The 16,179-nt window shown below is 71.3% G+C and carries 14 protein-coding genes; 6 read left to right on the top strand and 8 right to left on the bottom strand.

Features of this window, described 5'->3' with window-relative positions:
* Nucleotides 1–175: 175 nt before the first annotated feature.
* Nucleotides 176–844, top strand: coding sequence for a transglycosylase SLT domain-containing protein (locus ACZ9QC_RS33145; RefSeq protein ID WP_472916466.1), 669 nt, complete (start codon nucleotides 176–178; stop codon nucleotides 842–844).
* A 79-nt stretch (nucleotides 845–923) separates the two neighbouring features.
* On the opposite strand, the gene ACZ9QC_RS33140 is transcribed toward ACZ9QC_RS33145, so the two are convergent.
* Nucleotides 924–3,443, bottom strand: coding sequence for an ABC transporter ATP-binding protein/permease (locus tag ACZ9QC_RS33140; RefSeq protein WP_472916465.1), 2,520 nt, complete (start codon nucleotides 3,441–3,443; stop codon nucleotides 924–926).
* A gap of 241 nt (nucleotides 3,444–3,684) precedes the next feature.
* Between ACZ9QC_RS33140 and ACZ9QC_RS33135 the strand changes: the two genes are divergently transcribed.
* Nucleotides 3,685–5,745, top strand: coding sequence for a streptophobe family protein (locus ACZ9QC_RS33135; protein WP_472916464.1), 2,061 nt, complete (start codon nucleotides 3,685–3,687; stop codon nucleotides 5,743–5,745).
* A 542-nt stretch (nucleotides 5,746–6,287) separates the two neighbouring features.
* On the top strand, nucleotides 6,288–7,496 hold the full coding sequence (serB, locus tag ACZ9QC_RS33130; protein ID WP_472916463.1) for a phosphoserine phosphatase SerB: 1,209 nt from the start codon (nucleotides 6,288–6,290) through the stop codon (nucleotides 7,494–7,496).
* 110 nt (nucleotides 7,497–7,606) lie between these two features.
* Here serB and ACZ9QC_RS33125 read toward each other — a convergent pair whose 3' ends face one another.
* From ACZ9QC_RS33125 to ACZ9QC_RS33110, 4 genes are all read right to left on the bottom strand, one after another.
* The gene (locus ACZ9QC_RS33125) at nucleotides 7,607–8,125 is read right to left on the bottom strand and encodes a SixA phosphatase family protein (RefSeq protein ID WP_472916462.1); all 519 of its coding nucleotides are present in this window, start codon (nucleotides 8,123–8,125) and stop codon (nucleotides 7,607–7,609) included.
* A gap of 97 nt (nucleotides 8,126–8,222) precedes the next feature.
* Nucleotides 8,223–8,438 carry a hypothetical protein gene (locus tag ACZ9QC_RS33120; RefSeq protein ID WP_472916461.1) on the bottom strand — a complete coding sequence of 72 codons (216 nt, stop codon included), beginning with the start codon at nucleotides 8,436–8,438 and terminating at the stop codon, nucleotides 8,223–8,225.
* Between the two features lie 186 nt (nucleotides 8,439–8,624).
* On the bottom strand, nucleotides 8,625–8,741 hold the full coding sequence (locus ACZ9QC_RS33115) for an SGM_5486 family transporter-associated protein (protein ID WP_005477623.1): 117 nt from the start codon (nucleotides 8,739–8,741) through the stop codon (nucleotides 8,625–8,627).
* A gap of 48 nt (nucleotides 8,742–8,789) precedes the next feature.
* Nucleotides 8,790–10,103 carry a CynX/NimT family MFS transporter gene (locus tag ACZ9QC_RS33110; protein WP_472916460.1) on the bottom strand — a complete coding sequence of 438 codons (1,314 nt, stop codon included), beginning with the start codon at nucleotides 10,101–10,103 and terminating at the stop codon, nucleotides 8,790–8,792.
* An 82-nt stretch (nucleotides 10,104–10,185) separates the two neighbouring features.
* On the opposite strand from ACZ9QC_RS33110, the gene ACZ9QC_RS33105 reads away from it, so the two are divergent.
* Nucleotides 10,186–10,899, top strand: coding sequence for a FadR/GntR family transcriptional regulator (locus ACZ9QC_RS33105; RefSeq protein WP_472916459.1), 714 nt, complete (start codon nucleotides 10,186–10,188; stop codon nucleotides 10,897–10,899).
* On the opposite strand, the gene ACZ9QC_RS33100 is transcribed toward ACZ9QC_RS33105, so the two are convergent.
* From ACZ9QC_RS33100 to fabG, 3 genes are all read right to left on the bottom strand, one after another.
* Nucleotides 10,874–11,257, bottom strand: a complete 384-nt coding sequence (locus ACZ9QC_RS33100; protein WP_472916458.1) for a hypothetical protein — start codon at nucleotides 11,255–11,257, stop codon at nucleotides 10,874–10,876. The two genes, ACZ9QC_RS33105 and ACZ9QC_RS33100, sit on opposite strands and share 26 nt — an antisense overlap.
* 181 nt (nucleotides 11,258–11,438) lie before the next feature.
* The gene (gene fabI, locus ACZ9QC_RS33095) at nucleotides 11,439–12,206 is read right to left on the bottom strand and encodes an enoyl-ACP reductase FabI (protein WP_045560796.1); all 768 of its coding nucleotides are present in this window, start codon (nucleotides 12,204–12,206) and stop codon (nucleotides 11,439–11,441) included.
* Nucleotides 12,207–12,211: 5 nt separating this feature from the next.
* Complete coding sequence (gene fabG / locus ACZ9QC_RS33090; protein ID WP_472916457.1) at nucleotides 12,212–12,916, bottom strand: 3-oxoacyl-[acyl-carrier-protein] reductase; 705 nt, start codon at nucleotides 12,914–12,916, stop codon at nucleotides 12,212–12,214.
* A 251-nt stretch (nucleotides 12,917–13,167) separates the two neighbouring features.
* On the opposite strand from fabG, the gene ACZ9QC_RS33085 reads away from it, so the two are divergent.
* Nucleotides 13,168–14,691, top strand: a complete 1,524-nt coding sequence (locus ACZ9QC_RS33085) for a TldD/PmbA family protein (RefSeq protein WP_472916456.1) — start codon at nucleotides 13,168–13,170, stop codon at nucleotides 14,689–14,691.
* Between the two features lie 82 nt (nucleotides 14,692–14,773).
* A complete protein-coding gene (locus ACZ9QC_RS33080; protein WP_472916455.1) occupies nucleotides 14,774–16,174 on the top strand; it encodes a metallopeptidase TldD-related protein in 1,401 nt (466 codons plus the stop codon).
* Nucleotides 16,175–16,179: the final 5 nt, after the last annotated feature.

The raw sequence follows: 16,179 nt of genomic DNA, 5'->3' as shown, positions 1-16,179 counted from the left end.
CGTACAACTAAGCGGCATCGTACGTCACACCTTTGCCACGCGATTTTGCGGCCGCTAAGAATGGCAACCGTCGCTCGGCGCCGTGGGTCATCCCGCGGCGTTTGTGCTGGAAGAGCTGTGTCCCCCACCCGGCACGCAGAGCGACCTCCGCGCTATTCGAAGAGGTCCATCACTCATGCTCAAGAACGCCAAGATCCCCGGCCACAGTCTCGCGCTGACCAAGACCCACAAGCTCTCGTTCGCGGGAGTGGCCGCCTTCGGCGCCGCCGCCCTCGCGTTCTCGCTGGTGCCGGCCGAGGCTCAGACCGCCACGCAGACGGTGTCCGCGGCTCCGGCGGCGTTCAGCCAGAACCCGGCCCCTGCCGCGAAGGCCAGCGTGACGAACCAGGCCGCCGACGCCGAGAAGAAGGCCGCCGCCGCTGCCGCGCAGAAGAAGGCCGCGCAGGAGCGCGCCAAGAAGGAAGCCGCGAGCCGGTCCGCCAAGCGCGCCGCCCAGGTCAAGGCCGCCGCCGCGAAGTCGTACCCGAACAACCTCGACGGCTGGATCCGCGAGGCGCTCGACATCATGAAGAAGCACAAGATCCCGGGCACCTACAACGGCCTGCACAAGAACATCATGCGGGAGTCCTCGGGCAACCCGAACGCCATCAACAACTGGGACATCAACGCCCAGAACGGCGTTCCGTCGATCGGCCTGCTGCAGGTCATCAAGCCGACCTTCGACGCCTACCACGTCCCGGGCACGAAGAAGAGCCAGTACGACCCCGTCGCCAACCTGACGGCCGCCGCGAACTACGCCGCCGACCGCTACGGCTCGATCGACAACGTCAACAGCGCGTACTGAGGCCCGCGCGGGACCTCTGAGAACGCGGAAGGGCGGCACCCGGTACGGGTGCCGCCCCTCGTACGTCACTGCCCGTGGACTACTTCCGCATGACCTCGGGCTCGTGGCGGCGCAGGAAGCGTGCCACGAGGAAGCCGCAGATCACGCCGAGCACGATGAGGGCGATCATGTCGAGGCTGTACGCGCCGACCGTGTGGTCCCACAGCGGGTCGGTGTCGCCGGCCTCCTTCGGCGGGCTGATGTTGTTGAAGTCCAGCGTGGCACCGGCGGCGGCGACCGCCCAGCGGGACGGCATCAGGTACGAGAACTCGTTGACACCGGGGCTGCCGTGCAGGGCGAAGAGGCAGCCGGTGAAGACGACCTGGACGATCGCGAACATGACCAGCAGCGGCATCGTCTTCTCGGCGGTCTTCACCAGCGAGGAGATGACCAGGCCGAACATCATGGACGTGAAGCCGAGCCCCATGATCGGAATGGAGAGTTCGAGCATCACGGCGACCTTGCCCTCGCCGAAGATCAGCGCCTCGTCCGGGATGGTCCGGCTGGAGAACCCGATCGCGCCGACCATGGCGCCCTGGAACACTGTCACTGCGCCCAGGACGATCACCTTGGACATCAGGTACGCCGAGCGAGACAGACCGGTGGCCCGCTCCCGCTCGTAGATCACCCGTTCCTTGATCAGCTCTCGGACGGAGTTGGCGGCGCCCGCGAAGCACGCGCCGACCGCGAGGATCAGCAGCACCGTGGTGGCCGTGCCGTTCGGGACGGGCAGGCCGGTCGCCTTGTTCACCCCCCGCACCAGCAGGTCCTTGTCCGGGTCGATGAGCAGGCTCACCGCGCCGAGGACGGCCGGCAGGATCACCGTCAGCGCCAGGAAGCCCTTGTCGGACGCGATGACGGAGACATAGCGCCGGACCAGGGTGCCGAGCTGGGAGAACCAGCCCTGTGGCTTCGGCGGACGCATCGCCTGCGGCGGCGGCATGTGCACCGACTGCGGGGCGACGGCGTCGATGTCCGCGGCGTACATCTGGTAGTGCTGCGAGCCCTTCCAGCGGCCCGCCCAGTCGTAGTCGCGGTAGTTCTCGAAGGCGGAGAAGACGTCGGCCCAGGTCTCGTAGCCGAAGAAGTTCAGGGCCTCCTCGGGCGGACCGAAGTACGCCACCGAACCGCCCGGGGCCATCACCAGGAGCTTGTCGCAGATCGCCAGCTCGGCCACCGAGTGGGTGACCACCAGGACCGTACGGCCGTCGTCGGCGAGGCCGCGCAGCAGCTGCATGACGTCGCGGTCCATGCCCGGGTCGAGGCCGGAGGTCGGCTCGTCCAGGAAGATCAGCGACGGCTTGGTCAGCAGCTCCAGGGCGACCGAGACACGCTTGCGCTGGCCGCCGGAGAGGGAGGTGACCTTCTTGTCCTTGTGGATGTCGAGCTTGAGCTCGCGCAGCACCTCGTCGATCCGGGCGTCGCGCTCGGCGGCCGTGGTGTCGGCCGGGAAGCGCAGCTTGGCCGCGTACTTGAGGGCCTTCTTGACGGTCAGCTCCTTGTGCAGGATGTCGTCCTGCGGGACCAGACCGATGCGCTGCCGCAGCTCGGCGAACTGCTTGTACAGGTTCCGGTTGTCGTAGAGGACGTCACCCTGGTTGGCCGGGCGGTAGCCCGTGAGCGCCTTCAGCAGGGTGGACTTGCCGGAACCGGACGGTCCGATGACCGCGATGAGCGACTTCTCCGGGACACCGAAGGAGACATCCTTCAGGATCTGCTTGCCGCCGTCGACGGTGACCGTCAGATGGCGTGCGGAGAAGGAGACGTCACCGGTGTCGACGAACTCTTCGAGTCGGTCGCCGACGATACGGAACGTCGAGTGGCCGACGCCGACGATGTCGTTCGGGCCGAGGAGGGCCGAGCCGCCCTTGGCGATCGGCATACCGTTGACGAACGTGCCGTTGTGCGAGCCGAGGTCGCGGATCTCGAAGCGCCCGTCGGGCGTCGCGTGGAACTCGGCGTGGTGACGCGAGACCTGGAGGTCGGAGACCACCAGTTCGTTCTCCAGCGCACGACCGATCCGCATCACCCGGCCGAGGGCCAGCTGGTGGAACGTGGTCGGGCTGCGGTCGCCGTAGACCGGCGGCGCCCCCGCGCCACCACCGGGGCCCTGCTGCGGGAAGCCCTGCTGCTGCGGGACCTGTGCCGCCGGCGGCTGCTGCCAGCCCGCCTGCGGCGCCTGCGGCTGCGGGGTCTGCTGGCCGGCGTATCCGGCGCTCGCGCCCTGCGCCGCGTACGGCTGCTGCTGGGGCTGCGCGACGGACGCGGCGGTGCCCGAGAGGCTGAGTCTCGGTCCGTCGGTCGCGTTGCCGAGGTGCACGGCCGAGCCAGGGCCGATCTCCAGCTGGTGGATCCGCTGCCCCTGCACGAAGGTGCCGTTGGTGCTGCCGTGGTCCTCGATCACCCAACTACGGCCGCCGAAGCTGATCGTGGCGTGACGCCAGGACACCCTGGCGTCGTCGAACACGATGTCCCCCTGCGGATCACGTCCGAGGGTGTATGCCCTGGACGGATCGAGCGTCCAGGTTTGTCCGTTCAATTCCAGTACGAGTTCCGGCACTCCATGCCCCACTGAGTTGTCCCCCGAATTACCCCCATCACAGGGAGTCTAGGGATGTCGAACATCGGGGGGAACTATTTCAGGCTCGGCCCCCTGACCGAAAGTCGGGCCTTGTGAAGAGAACGTACGAGGGCATCTCCCCGTCCCGTTGACGGGGTTGAAACCGGGCCGGAGAGTGGTAATCCCCCACGAGGGGGACATCAGCGGTGCAACACCGCGATGCGGATCGGGGGGTCCGACCATGAGCGACCGGTATGTTGACCATGGCAGGCGCGTGCCGTGGGGGGACGTGGTGTTCTCCGCGATCGCGGCGGTGAGCTGGGCGTTGATCGGCATGGCCGGTGCGGCGGCGCTCGGTCTGCATCTGCTGGGCGCCGACGCGGCGGGCCAACTCGGGCCCATGACCGCGGCGGTTGTGGCACTCGGGGCGGGTGGGTCGGTGACCCCGTCCGGCGATGTGTCCGTGATGGGCCTGGAAGGGGCTCAGGCGACCACCGCCATCGAGATCACGCCACTGGGTGTCAGCCTCGTGGGTGCGCTCCTGCTGTCCTGGTTCTTCCTACGCTCCTTGCGCGGCACGGGAGTTGTCGTCCCGGTCGGCGAACTCATCGCGCGCGCGGGCGCGGTGCTCGCGCTGTTCGTGGCCCTGATGGGCGGGCTGGCCTGGGCCGGCAACGCGGTCATCACCCTCGACGGCAGCCGCCTCGGCATCGACGAACAGCTGCCGGGCGGCGGCGACCTCGACAACGTCGAGATCCCCGGGCTCGGCGACCTCGGCGACCTGGGCGGCGGTCTGCTGCCGGACCGGCTGGGCGACCTCGCCGCGACCGAGGCCAAGGTCGGTTTCACGGTCGACACCGTGCCGACCGTCCTCGGCGGCCTGACCTGGTGCCTCGGCGTGCTGCTCATCGCCCTGCTGGCCTCGCGCCGCACTCCCCTGCCGCCCGGACTCGACTGGATGCACCGGGTCGTACGGCCCGCCGTGTCCGCGATGGTCACGGTGCTCCTGGTGGCGGTCCTGGCCGGGCTTGCCGCGGCGGTGTACGCGGCGGTCGGCGACCCCCACCCGAGGCGGATCGCCGGCGCGGCCCTCCTCGGCGCTCCGAACGGGGTCTGGCTGGGCGTCACCCTCGGCCTCCTCGTCCCCTGGGACGGCGGCGCGACCGGGGGGCTGGCCGACCTCCTGCCGGACCCGCTCGGGGAACTGCTGCGCGTCGACGCGAGCGAACCCGTCACCCTCGGCCGCCTCGCCGAACTGGACGGGCGGCTCTGGCTGCTCGGCCTCGCGGCGGCGCTGATGATGTTGTACGCGGGGGTGCTGACCGCCGTGCGTACGCCGTTCGTACGGGGGCCGGCTGCCGCCGCTGCCGGAGGTGTGTCCGGTGCGGATGCACGGGGCGGGAGCGTGCTCGGCTTCATCGGGCGCTGCGCGCTTCGGCTGGGGGTCGCGACGGCGGTGGCACTGCCGCTGCTCGTGTGGTTGACGCAGGTTTCGGTGGACGCCTCGCTGGCTCTGTTCGGCATCGACGCGTTCGACGCGGGGGTGGAGCTGCGGGGCCGGGCGGCGACGGCGGTGGTGCTGGGCGCGCTGTGGGGTGCCGGGGCGGGGGCCGTCGGAGCGGTACTGGCCTGCGCGACACGGGCAGCCGGGCTGCGGGCGTCGCCGTTGGCTCGTGGGGACGGAGGTGCGGGCGGGGCGGCGGCGACCGCCGGGTCCCACGGAGTCGGCACGCCGTCCGGACCGTACACGCCCGCTACGCCGTACCGCCCGCCGAACCCGGACACCAATCCGTACCTGCGACTGCCGGAGGAGCTGCGGGGGCCGTTGGGGACGCCTGGGGCTCAGGGGGCGCCGGGGGCTCGGGGTTTCCGGGGGCCCGGGGAGTACGGGGAGTACGGGGAGCGTCGCCAGTCCGGGCCGGGGTCGGCTGGGCGGGACGGCGACGGGTCGGGCGGGGAGAGCCGGGGCAGGCAAGGAGGGGGCGGGCGGGGTGCGGGGGGCTCCGGGGGCTCAGCGTCGGAGGGTGTACCGGAGCCTCCCGATGTGTACGGGGCGCCCACGGTGGCCCGGCGGTTCACACCGCCGCCCCGACGGCCGGGGCAGCGGCCGGGCTCGGGGGCTGGTTCTGGGTCCGGGACGGGCTCAGGATCAGGGTCGGGATCAGGATCTGGGACGGGCTCGGGATCAGGGACGGGCTCGGGATCAGGGTCGCGTTCAGGATCAGGATCAGGCACCTGGCCTGCACCGCCGCCTCCACCGGAGGAGAGGCCGCCCCCGCCGCGAGGCCCACGCGGGCGGTGAGAGGCCCCGAGAGAGTCGCGGGGACATGCCTCCGGGGCCGGGGGCGATTGGCCCCGCGGGGCACGGAGCCTCCAGCCGGACGGAGCGGGGTCAGCCAGTCGTGCCCAACGGCGGCGGAGTCACGCCGGGCAGACCCTCCGCGGCGGAGTCACGCCGCCAGGCCCTCCGCGGCGGCGGGTCGGCAGACGGGCCCCTGCTTCCAGCGGCGGGGGTGGGCCGGACGGGCGCCCTACAGTGGCTGGGTCGGCCCGACCGGCCCCTTACGGGTGGCACGGTCAGCCGGACGGGCCCCCGGCCACGAACGGGGCCGCACGAGGCGGGGCCGGAGGCACGTACGGAGCCACGTCAGGCATGCGCTCCGGCCTGCGGCGACCGCCCGGCCGCGCCCCTGCGGGCCAGGAGCCGTGCTCGAGCGGAGGTCGGCCTCCGAGGTGTCGTGCGGGATCCCGGTGCGCTTCAGCCGCTTGTAACCCAGTGTTCTCCGTCCGCTGGGCGGACCTCAGGGGCAAAAGGCACAGGGCGCCGGATACGGTTGGCACATCATGAGCGCTTCGCAGACCTCCTCTGACATCCCCACCCTCCTCGTCAAGATCTTCGGCAAGGACCGGCCGGGAATCACCGCCGGGCTGTTCGACACCCTCGCCGCGTACTCCGTCGACGTGGTCGACATCGAGCAGGTCGTCACCCGTGGCCGGATCGTGCTGTGCGCGCTTGTGACCGAGCCGCCCGCCGGGCAGGAGGGCGACCTGCGCGCGACCGTGCACAGCTGGGCCGAGTCGATGAAGATGCAGGCGGAGATCATCTCCGGCCTGGGCGACAACCGGCCCCGCGGTCTCGGCCGCTCCCACGTCACCGTGCTCGGCCACCCCCTGACCGCCGAGTCCACCGCCCGGATCGCCGCCCGGATCACGGCCACCGGCGGCAACATCGACCGTATCTTCCGGCTCGCCAAGTACCCGGTCACGGCAGTGGAGTTCGCCGTGTCCGGCACGGAGCCGGAGACGCTGCGGACCGCGCTGGTCACCGAGTCGGTGGCGCTCGGCGTGGACGTCGCCGTGGTCGCGGCGGGGCTGCACCGCCGGGCCCAGCGGCTGGTGGTGATGGACGTGGACTCCACGCTCATCCAGGACGAGGTGATCGAGCTCTTCGCGGCGCACGCCGGATGCGAGAAGGAGGTCGCCGAGGTCACGGAGAAGGCGATGCGCGGCGAGCTGGACTTCGAGCAGTCGCTGCACGCGCGCGCGGCGCTGCTGGAGGGGCTGGACGCCTCGGTCGTGGAGAAGGTGCGCAGCGAGGTCCGGCTCACCCCGGGCGCGCGCACGCTGATCCGTACACTGAAGCGGCTCGGCTTCCAAGTCGGTGTCGTCTCGGGCGGGTTCACCCAGGTCACGGACGACCTGAAGGAGCGGCTGGGCCTCGACTTCGCGCAGGCCAACACCTTGGAGATCGTCGACGGCAAGCTCACCGGCAAGGTCGTGGGCGAGATCGTGGACCGGGCGGGCAAGGCACGGCTGCTGCGCCGGTTCGCCGCCGAGGCGGGGGTCCCGCTGGCCCAGACCGTGGCGATCGGCGACGGCGCGAACGACCTCGACATGCTCAACGCGGCCGGTCTGGGCGTCGCCTTCAACGCCAAGCCGGTCGTGCGCGAGGCCGCGCACACCGCGGTGAACTTCCCCTTCCTCGACACCGTGCTGTATCTCCTCGGGGTGACCCGTGAAGAGGTCGAGGCGGCGGACACGCACGACGAGTAGGGCGAGTAGGGCGAGACGAGACGAGGCGCACGACAGGGGCCCGGCACCAGATGGTGCCGGGCCCCTGTCGTGCCGGGTCCCGCGTGCCGGGGGTCGGCTACGCGACGGAGTTACTCGGTGGGCGCCCAGTAGTCGGCCAGGGTGGTCACGCCCGGTTCCAGGCTCTTCCAGGCTCCCTCGAAGGTGAGCACGGCGAAGGCGGCGGCCGGGAACCCGTGGCGGTTCATGCGCTCGCGTGCGTCGCCCTCGGAACTGCCGGCGAGGATGTCGGCGAGGCCCTGGATTCCGGGGTTGTGGCCGATCAGCACGACGTTCAGCGTGTCGTCCGGGGTTTCGTTGAGCAGGGCGATCAACTCACCGGGCGAGGCCTCGTAGATCCGCTCCTCGTAGACCGTTTTCGGCCGCTCGGGCAGTTCATGAACGGCCAGCTTCCAGGTCTCGCGGGTCCTGACGGCGGTGGAGCAGAGGGCAAGGTCGAAGGGGATTCCGGAGTCGGCCAACTTGCGCCCGGCGACGGCGGCGTCCATGCGGCCCCGGTCGGCGAGCGGCCGCTCGTGGTCGGAAACCTGGGGCCAGTCGGCCTTCGCATGCCGGAAGAGGACAATCCTGCGGGATTCTGCGACGCTCATGCGTCCCAGCTTCGCACGAAACAGGCCACGGGGCGCAGGGAGTTGAAGTGCGGATACCCGACACCGGTACATGTGCTTCCGGTGGGCCGGACGCTCGTCACGGTGTGTGGCTCGCCAGGGCGTTCCGTATGCGCTCCAGGAGGTCGGCGATCACGGGGTCTCCGCTCGCCGCCTGGGCCTGCGCGGGGTCCGAGATCAGCAGCAGGAGCGTGACGAAGGCGAGGGCGGGCAGGGCGACCGCCCACCAGGGGAGGCGGACGCCGACGCCGCTCGTGGGCGCTGGGTGGGGCCGGGGGTGCGTACGGGCCGACATGCCGCCTCCGTGGTCTGCGAGTCCTCGTGGCCGGGTCCTCCGTGGGCCCTCGCGGGTCCCCTGCGGCCACGATCTCGACGTTACGGAACGGGGGCGGTCAGCCCCATCCGGTGATCCACCCACTTCACCCTGAGACTCGCCCCCTAGGGGACGGGGGGTTATCCCCACCACCGGGGGTCCGAGCGGTCAGGGTGACGCGATGGCCGCGATGATCCCGATGACGACGAAGATGGCGAGGAACGAGCCGAAGACCAGGAGCATCTTCTTCTGGCCGTTCTGGGGGTTCGGGTCGAGCACTGGCATGCGCCCAGTCTCGCACCCCTGTCCCCGGGTGGGGGCGCCGGGTCCGCCTCAGCGGGCCGCCTCGTCCTCCACCACCCGGTCGCGGCCCGCCAGGACGCCCACGGCGATCTGCGGGAGCATCAGGGCGGCCATGAGGGCGAGGGGCAGGCCCCAGCCGCCGCTGTGCTGGTAGAGGACGCCGACGAGGAGCGGGCCGGGGATGGAGATCAGGTAGCCCGTGCTCTGCGCGAAGGCGGACAGCTGAGCGACGCCCGCGCCGGTCCTGGCCCGCATGCCGACCATGGTGAGCGCGAGCGGGAAGGAGCAGTTGGAGATACCGATCAGCACCGCCCACGCCCAGGCGCCCTCCGCCGGGGCGAGGTGCAGGCCGCCGTACCCGAGGAGGCCGCAGACGCCCAGGACGACCACGATCGGCCCCTGGTGGGGCAGGCGGGTGGCGAGCCGGGGGATCACGAAGGCCAGCGGCACGCCCATCACCATGGTGACGGCCAGCAGCAGCCCCGCCGTGCCGGCCGGGACCCCGGCGTCGCGGAAGATCTGCGCCATCCACCCCATCGCGATGTAGGCGGCGGTCGCCTGGAGGCCGAAGAAGACGGCGAGCGCCCAGGCGGTACGGCTCCGGGTGATCCGCAGGGCGGGCGCCGCCTCGCGCGCGGTGCGCGACGCTCCCCCGGGGTGCTCCGCGGGGCGCGCGCCCCGGTCGCGGTCCCGGAGCGAGGGGAGCCACGGCACCACGGCCGCCGTCGCGAGCAGCGCCCACACCGCCAGCCCGGTCCGCCAACTCCCGCCCAGCGCCTCGGTCATGGGCACGGTGACGGCGGCGGCGGAGGAGGTGCCGAGGGCCAGGGCCATGGAGTAGAGGCCCGTCATGGAGCCGACCCGGTCGGGGAACCAGCGCTTGACGATGACCGGCATCAGGACGTTGCTGACGGCGATGCCCATCAGGGCGAGGGCGCTCGCGGCCACGAATCCGGCCGTGCCGCCGACGTACGGCCGTATCAGCAGGCCGGCGGCGACGGCGGCCATGCCCGCGCAGACGACGGTGGCCGGACCGAACCGGCGGGCGAGCCGGGGCGCCATGACGCCGAAGAGGGCGAAGCAGAGCGGGGGCACGGAGGTGAGGAGCCCGGCGACGGTGCCGCTCATGCCGAGCCCGGCGCGCACCTCTTCGAGGAGGGCGCCGAGGCTGGTGATGGCGGGGCGGAGGTTGAGGGCTGTCAGGACGATGCCGACGACCATCAGGCGGGTCGTCCACGCGCGCGTGGAGGACGCCGGGGGATCGGCCGCGGCGCGGTCGGACACGGGTGTTCCGGACGGTGCCCGCTCCGGTGTGAAGGTCGTCGAAGTCTCCTCGCTCACCATGGCACCCATCATAGAATCATAGGATGATTGGTTGTCCATGGGTCGGCTGCTCCCGGCCGGTCACTTCGTGCGAAGGTGTGCCATGCCGCTGAGCCATCCCCGCCGATCGGCGCTGTCCGAGCAGGTCATCGCCGCGCTGCGGAACCAGATCACCTCGGGCGAGTGGCCCGTCGGCTCACGCATCCCCACCGAGCCCGAGCTGGTCGAGGAGCTGGGCGTCGCCCGGAACACCGTCCGTGAGGCCGTCCGCGCGCTCGCGCACAACGGCCTGCTGGACATCCGCCAGGGCTCCGGCACCTACGTCGTCGCGACCAGCGAGCTCGCGGGCGTGATGCACCGCCGCTTCGCGGACGCCGACCCGAGCCACATCGCCGAGCTGCGCTCCGCCCTGGAGTCGAGCGCGGCGAAGCTGGCGGCCGAGCGGCGCACCGACAAGGACCTCAGACAGCTCGACGCGCTCCTGGCGCGCCGCGAGCAGGCGTGGGCCTCGGGCGACACGGAGGCCTTCGTGGCCGCCGACGCGACCTTCCACATGGCGGTCGTGGCCGCGTCCCACAACGACGTCGTGACGACGGTCTACGCGGACCTGGGCGAGGTCCTGCGGGACTGGCTGCGCGGTGACGTGGGCGAGGAGCTGACGCCGGAGGCGTACCTGGACCACGCCCGGCTGGTGGACGCGATCCGCGCGGGTGACGCGCGGACCGCCGCGGCGGAGGCGGCCGGCTATCCGTTCCACTGCCGTCCCGGCCGGGTCGGCCCTCCGCCCGCTGTCAGCCCTCCCCCCGCTGGTGGCTGAACCACACCGAGCGGACCTCCTTCCAGCAGCGGCCGGTGAGCCGTACCGTCCGCGCGGGAGCGGTCTCGACCGCGGCGCTGTCGCTGTCGATGTCCCACCACCGCGCGCACTCGATGTGCAGACGGACGTGGTCGATGACCGAGTGGGGGTTGAAGCAGTACCCGACCACCTGGGAACCGGTGACGGTGCTGTAGCAGGCCGCCCCGAACGAATCGCGCTCTTCGGGTTTGTCGTCCACCACTACGCGCGTGTGCCGCTGCCCGGCCTCCTCGCGCGCGTGCGGTGCCGATTCGGACGGGAGGGTGAGGACGAGAACCAGGGCGACGACAGCTGGGGCGATGCTGCGGGAGATGCGCACAAGGGGGACCTCCTCGGCCGAGTGGCTGAGCGGTGCACGTCCAGCGTGCGCGGCAACCGGTCCCGTAGGCCCGCCGGATGAGCCGAACGAGTGATGATCCCGGCGGACAGGAGTACGCCGAGGGCGCGCACCCGAATGGATGCGCGCCCTCGAACCGTGGCGGAGCGTGGAGCGGCGACGCTCACGCGCCGATCGCGTGCAGCCCGCCGTCCACGTGGATGATCTCGCCGGTGGTCTTGGGGAACCAGTCGCTGAGCAGGGCGACCACACCGCGGCCGGCCGGCTCGGGGTCCTTGAGGTCCCACTCCAGCGGCGAACGGTCGTCCCACACGGCGGCCAGCTCGCCGAAGCCCGGGATGGACTTGGCGGCCATGGAGGCGAGAGGACCGGCGGAGACCAGGTTGCAGCGGATGTTCTGCTTGCCCAGGTCCCGGGCGACGTAACGGCTGGTGGCCTCCAGGGCGGCCTTGGCCGGGCCCATCCAGTCGTACTGCGGCCAGGCGAACTTCGCGTCGAAGGTCAGACCGACGACCGAACCGCCGTTCTGCATCAGCGGCAGGCAGGCCATGGTCAGCGACTTCAGGGAGTACGCCGAGACGTGCATCGCGGTGGCGACGGACTCGAAGGGCGTGTTCAGGAAGTTGCCGCCGAGGGCGTCCTGCGGCGCGAAGCCGATGGAGTGGACGACACCGTCGAGACCGCCCAGCTCCTCGCCGACGATGTCGGCCAGGCGCCCGAGGTGCTCGTCGTTGGTGACGTCGAGCTCGATGACCTTGGTGGGCTTGGGGAGCTTCTTGGCGATGCGCTCGGTCAGCGTGGGCCGGGGGAAGGCCGTGAGGATGATCTCGGCGCCCTGTTCCTGGGCCAGCTTGGCGGTGTGGAAGGCGATGGAGGACTCCATCAGCACACCGGTGATCAGGACGCGCTTGCCCTCGAGGATTCCGCTCATGGTGATCAGTGACCCATTCCCAGTCCGCCGTCTACGGGGATGACGGCTCCAGTGATGTACGAGGCGTCGTCCGAGGCGAGGAACCGCACCGTCGCGGCGATCTCCTCGGGCTGCGCGTACCGGCCGAGCGGCACCTGCTGCACGATGCCCGCCCGCTGCTCGTCGGTGAGCACCTTGGTCATGTCGGTGTCGACGAAGCCGGGGGCGACGACGTTGAAGGTGATGTTGCGCGAGCCCAGCTCACGGGCGAGGGAGCGCGCGAAGCCGACCAGGGCCGCCTTGGAGGCGGCGTAGTTGGCCTGGCCGGGCGAGCCGTAGAGGCCCACGACCGAGGAAATGAGGACGACCCGACCCTTCTTGGCGCGCAGCATGCCGCGGTTGGCGCGCTTGACGACGCGGAAGGTGCCGGTGAGGTTGGTGTCGATGACCGAGGTGAAGTCCTCCTCGGACATACGCATCAGGAGCTGGTCCTTGGTGACGCCGGCGTTGGCGATCAGGACCTCGACCGGGCCGTGTTCGGCCTCGATCTCCTTGTAGGCCTGCTCCACCTGCTCGGAGTCGGTGATGTCGCACTTGACGGCCAGGAAGCCGGCCGGCGGCTCCCCCGAGCGGTAGGTGATGGCGACCTTGTCGCCGGCGTCGGCGAACGCGCGGGCGATGGCGAGGCCGATGCCCCGGTTGCCTCCGGTGACGAGAACCGAGCGGCTCAACGGATCACCCTTTCCTTAGCGGTCTGAACGCCTGCCCACATGCCTGGACGGCAGGCGCCTTCCCTCGAAACCTATCGGTCCGCTTCTTCCGGCGGGCATTCCAGCTGTGACAGTGGCTCGGGGGAGTCACTGTGGGGTCCCTACAGAAAGCCGGCCGGCCGCAGCCGGAAAGATGTGGTCCGGCCGCCCGTGGGCGCGACATGATCGGACCCGACAGGCCACCACCACCGTTCGGCAACAGGGAGACCTCGGTGCCTCATTCCATCGACGAAGCCTTCACGGCACTACCGCTGAGGGCATTGGCCGACGCCGCGCTCGCCCGCGCCCGTGCCCTCGGCGCCGATCACGCCGACTTCCGGTTCGAGCGGGTGCGCAGCGCGTCCTGGCGGCTCCGGGACGCGAAGCCGGCCGGATCGTCGGACACGACCGACCTCGGGTACGCGGTGCGGGTGGTGCACGGCGGGACCTGGGGGTTCGCGTCCGGGGTGGACCTGACGATGGACGCCGCCGCGAAGGTCGCCTCGCAGGCCGTGGCCATGGCCAAGCTCTCCGCGCAGGTCATCAAGGCCGCCGGCTCGGACGAGCGGGTGGAACTCGCCGACGAGCCGGTGCACGCGGACAAGACCTGGATCTCCTCGTACGAGATCGACCCGTTCACCGTCCCCGACGAGGAGAAGTCCGCGCTGCTGGCGGACTGGAGCACGCGGCTGCTGGCGGCCGACGGGGTCAACCACGTCGACGCCTCGCTGCTCACCGTCCACGAGAACAAGTTCTACGCGGACACCGCGGGGACCGTCACCACCCAGCAGCGGGTACGGCTGCACCCGTCGCTGACCGCCGTGTCGGTGGACGAGTCCAGCGGCGAGTTCGACTCGATGCGGACGCTGGCACCGCCGGTCGGGCGCGGCTGGGAGTACCTGACGGGCACCGGCTGGGACTGGGACGACGAGCTGGCGCGCATCCCGGAGCTGCTCGCCGAGAAGATGCGGGCGCCGAGCGTCGAGGCGGGCGTCTACGACCTGGTCGTCGATCCCTCCAACCTGTGGCTGACCATCCACGAGTCCATCGGCCACGCCACCGAGCTGGACCGGGCGCTCGGCTACGAGGCCGCGTACGCCGGCACGTCCTTCGCCACCTTCGACAAGCTCGACAAGCTCCGGTACGGCTCCGAGCTGATGAACGTCACCGGTGACCGCACCGCCGAGCACGGTCTGGCGACCATCGGGTACGACGACGAGGGCGTGGCCGGCCAGAGCTGGGACCTCGTCCGCGACGGCACCCTGGTCGGCTACCAACTCGACCGCCGCATCGCGAAGTTGACGGGCCTCGGCCGCTCCAACGGCTGTGCGTACGCGGACTCCCCCGGGCACGTTCCGGTGCAGCGCATGGCCAATGTGTCGCTGAAGCCCGATCCGGCCGGGATGTCGACGGAGGATCTGATCGGCGGGGTCGACCGGGGCGTGTACGTCGTCGGGGACCGGTCGTGGTCCATCGACATGCAGCGGTACAACTTCCAGTTCACCGGGCAGCGGTTCTTCAAGATCGAGAACGGCCGGATCACCGGGCAGCTGCGGGACGTCGCCTACCAGGCGACGACGACCGACTTCTGGGGCTCCATGGCGGCCGTCGGCGGGCCGGGGACCTACGTCCTGGGCGGCGCGTTCAACTGCGGGAAGGCCCAGCCGGGTCAGGTCGCCGCGGTGTCGCACGGCTGCCCGTCGGCCCTCTTCAAGGGCGTCAACATTCTGAACACCACGCAGGAGGCCGGTCGATGAGCGCGCACCACGGGATCTGCTGGGGGTCCGGGGGTCGTCCCCCGGGCGAGCACAGCCTGAACACCACGCAGGAGGCCGGTCGATGAGCGCGCGCAACAGCAAGGCGCACAAGCCGCACGAGATCGTCGAGCGGGCCCTCGCACTCTCCCGGGCCGACGGCTGTGTGGTGATCGCCGACGAGTACTCGACGGCGAACCTCCGCTGGGCCGGCAACGCGCTGACCACGAACGGGGTCACCCGGGGCCGGTCGGTGACCGTCGTCGCCACCGTCGACGGCAAGGAGGGCACCGCCTCCGGCGTCGTGTCGCGGGCCGCCGTCACCGCCGAGGAGCTGGAGCCTCTGGTGCGGGCCGCCGAGGCCGCCGCACGCGGCGCCGGTCCGGCCGAGGACGCCCAGCCGCTGGTCACGGGGGTGCGGCACTCCCCCGACTTCACGGACGCGCCCGCCGAGACCTCCTCCGCGGTGTTCGCCGACTTCGCGCCGGCCCTCGGCGAGTCCTTCGCACGCGCGCGGGCGGGCGGCCGTGAGCTGTACGGCTTCGCCAACCACGAGCTGGTGTCGAGCTACCTCGGCACGTCCACCGGGCTGCGGCTGCGCCACGACCAGCCGAACGGGACGCTGGAGCTGAACGCCAAGTCCCCGGACCGCAAGCGTTCCGCCTGGGCGGGGCGTTCCACGCGGGACTTCAAGGACGTCGACCCGGCGGCCCTGGACGCGGAGCTGGCCGTGCGCCTGGGCTGGGCCGAGCGGCGGGTGCCGCTGCCCGCCGGGCGGTACGAGACGCTGCTGCCGCCGACGGCCGTGGCCGACCTGCTGATCTACCAGATGTGGTCGGCGTCGGCACGGGACGCGGCGGAGGGCCGGACGGTGTTCAGCAAGCCCGGCGGCACCCGGATCGGCGAGCGGCTGACCGAGCTGCCGCTGACCCTGCGCAGCGACCCGGACGAGCCGGGCCTGGAATGCGCGCCCTTCGTGCTGGCCCACTCCTCCGGCGGCGACAGCTCGGTGTTCGACAACGGGCTGCCGCTGAAGGCGACCGAGTGGATCAGCGGCGGCGAGATCGCGCACCTGCCGACCACCCGGCACAGCGCGGGTCTGACGGGCCTGCCGGTGGTGCCGACGATCGGCAACCTGATCCTGGACGGCGGCGCGGACCGTTCCCTGGAGGAGATGGTCGCGGACACCGAGCGCGGGCTGCTGCTGACCTGCCTCTGGTACATCCGCGAGGTCGACCCGGCGACGCTGCTGCTGACCGGGTTGACCCGGGACGGCGTCTACCTGGTGGAGAACGGCGAGGTGACGGGCGAGGTCAACAACTTCCGGTTCAACGAGTCGCCGGTGGACCTGCTGGGCCGAGCCACGGAGGCGGGGCGCACGGAGAAGACGCTGCCGCGCGAGTGGAGCGACTACTTCACCAGGGCCGCGATGCCCGCCCTGCGGGTGCCGGATTTCAATATGAGTTCTGTCAGCCAGGGCGTATAACCTCG

This window comes from Streptomyces sp. HUAS MS02 (genome assembly GCF_055702265.1).
Note: the sequence above shows the minus strand (reverse complement) of the source record. Positions and strands in the feature narration are given on the sequence as shown.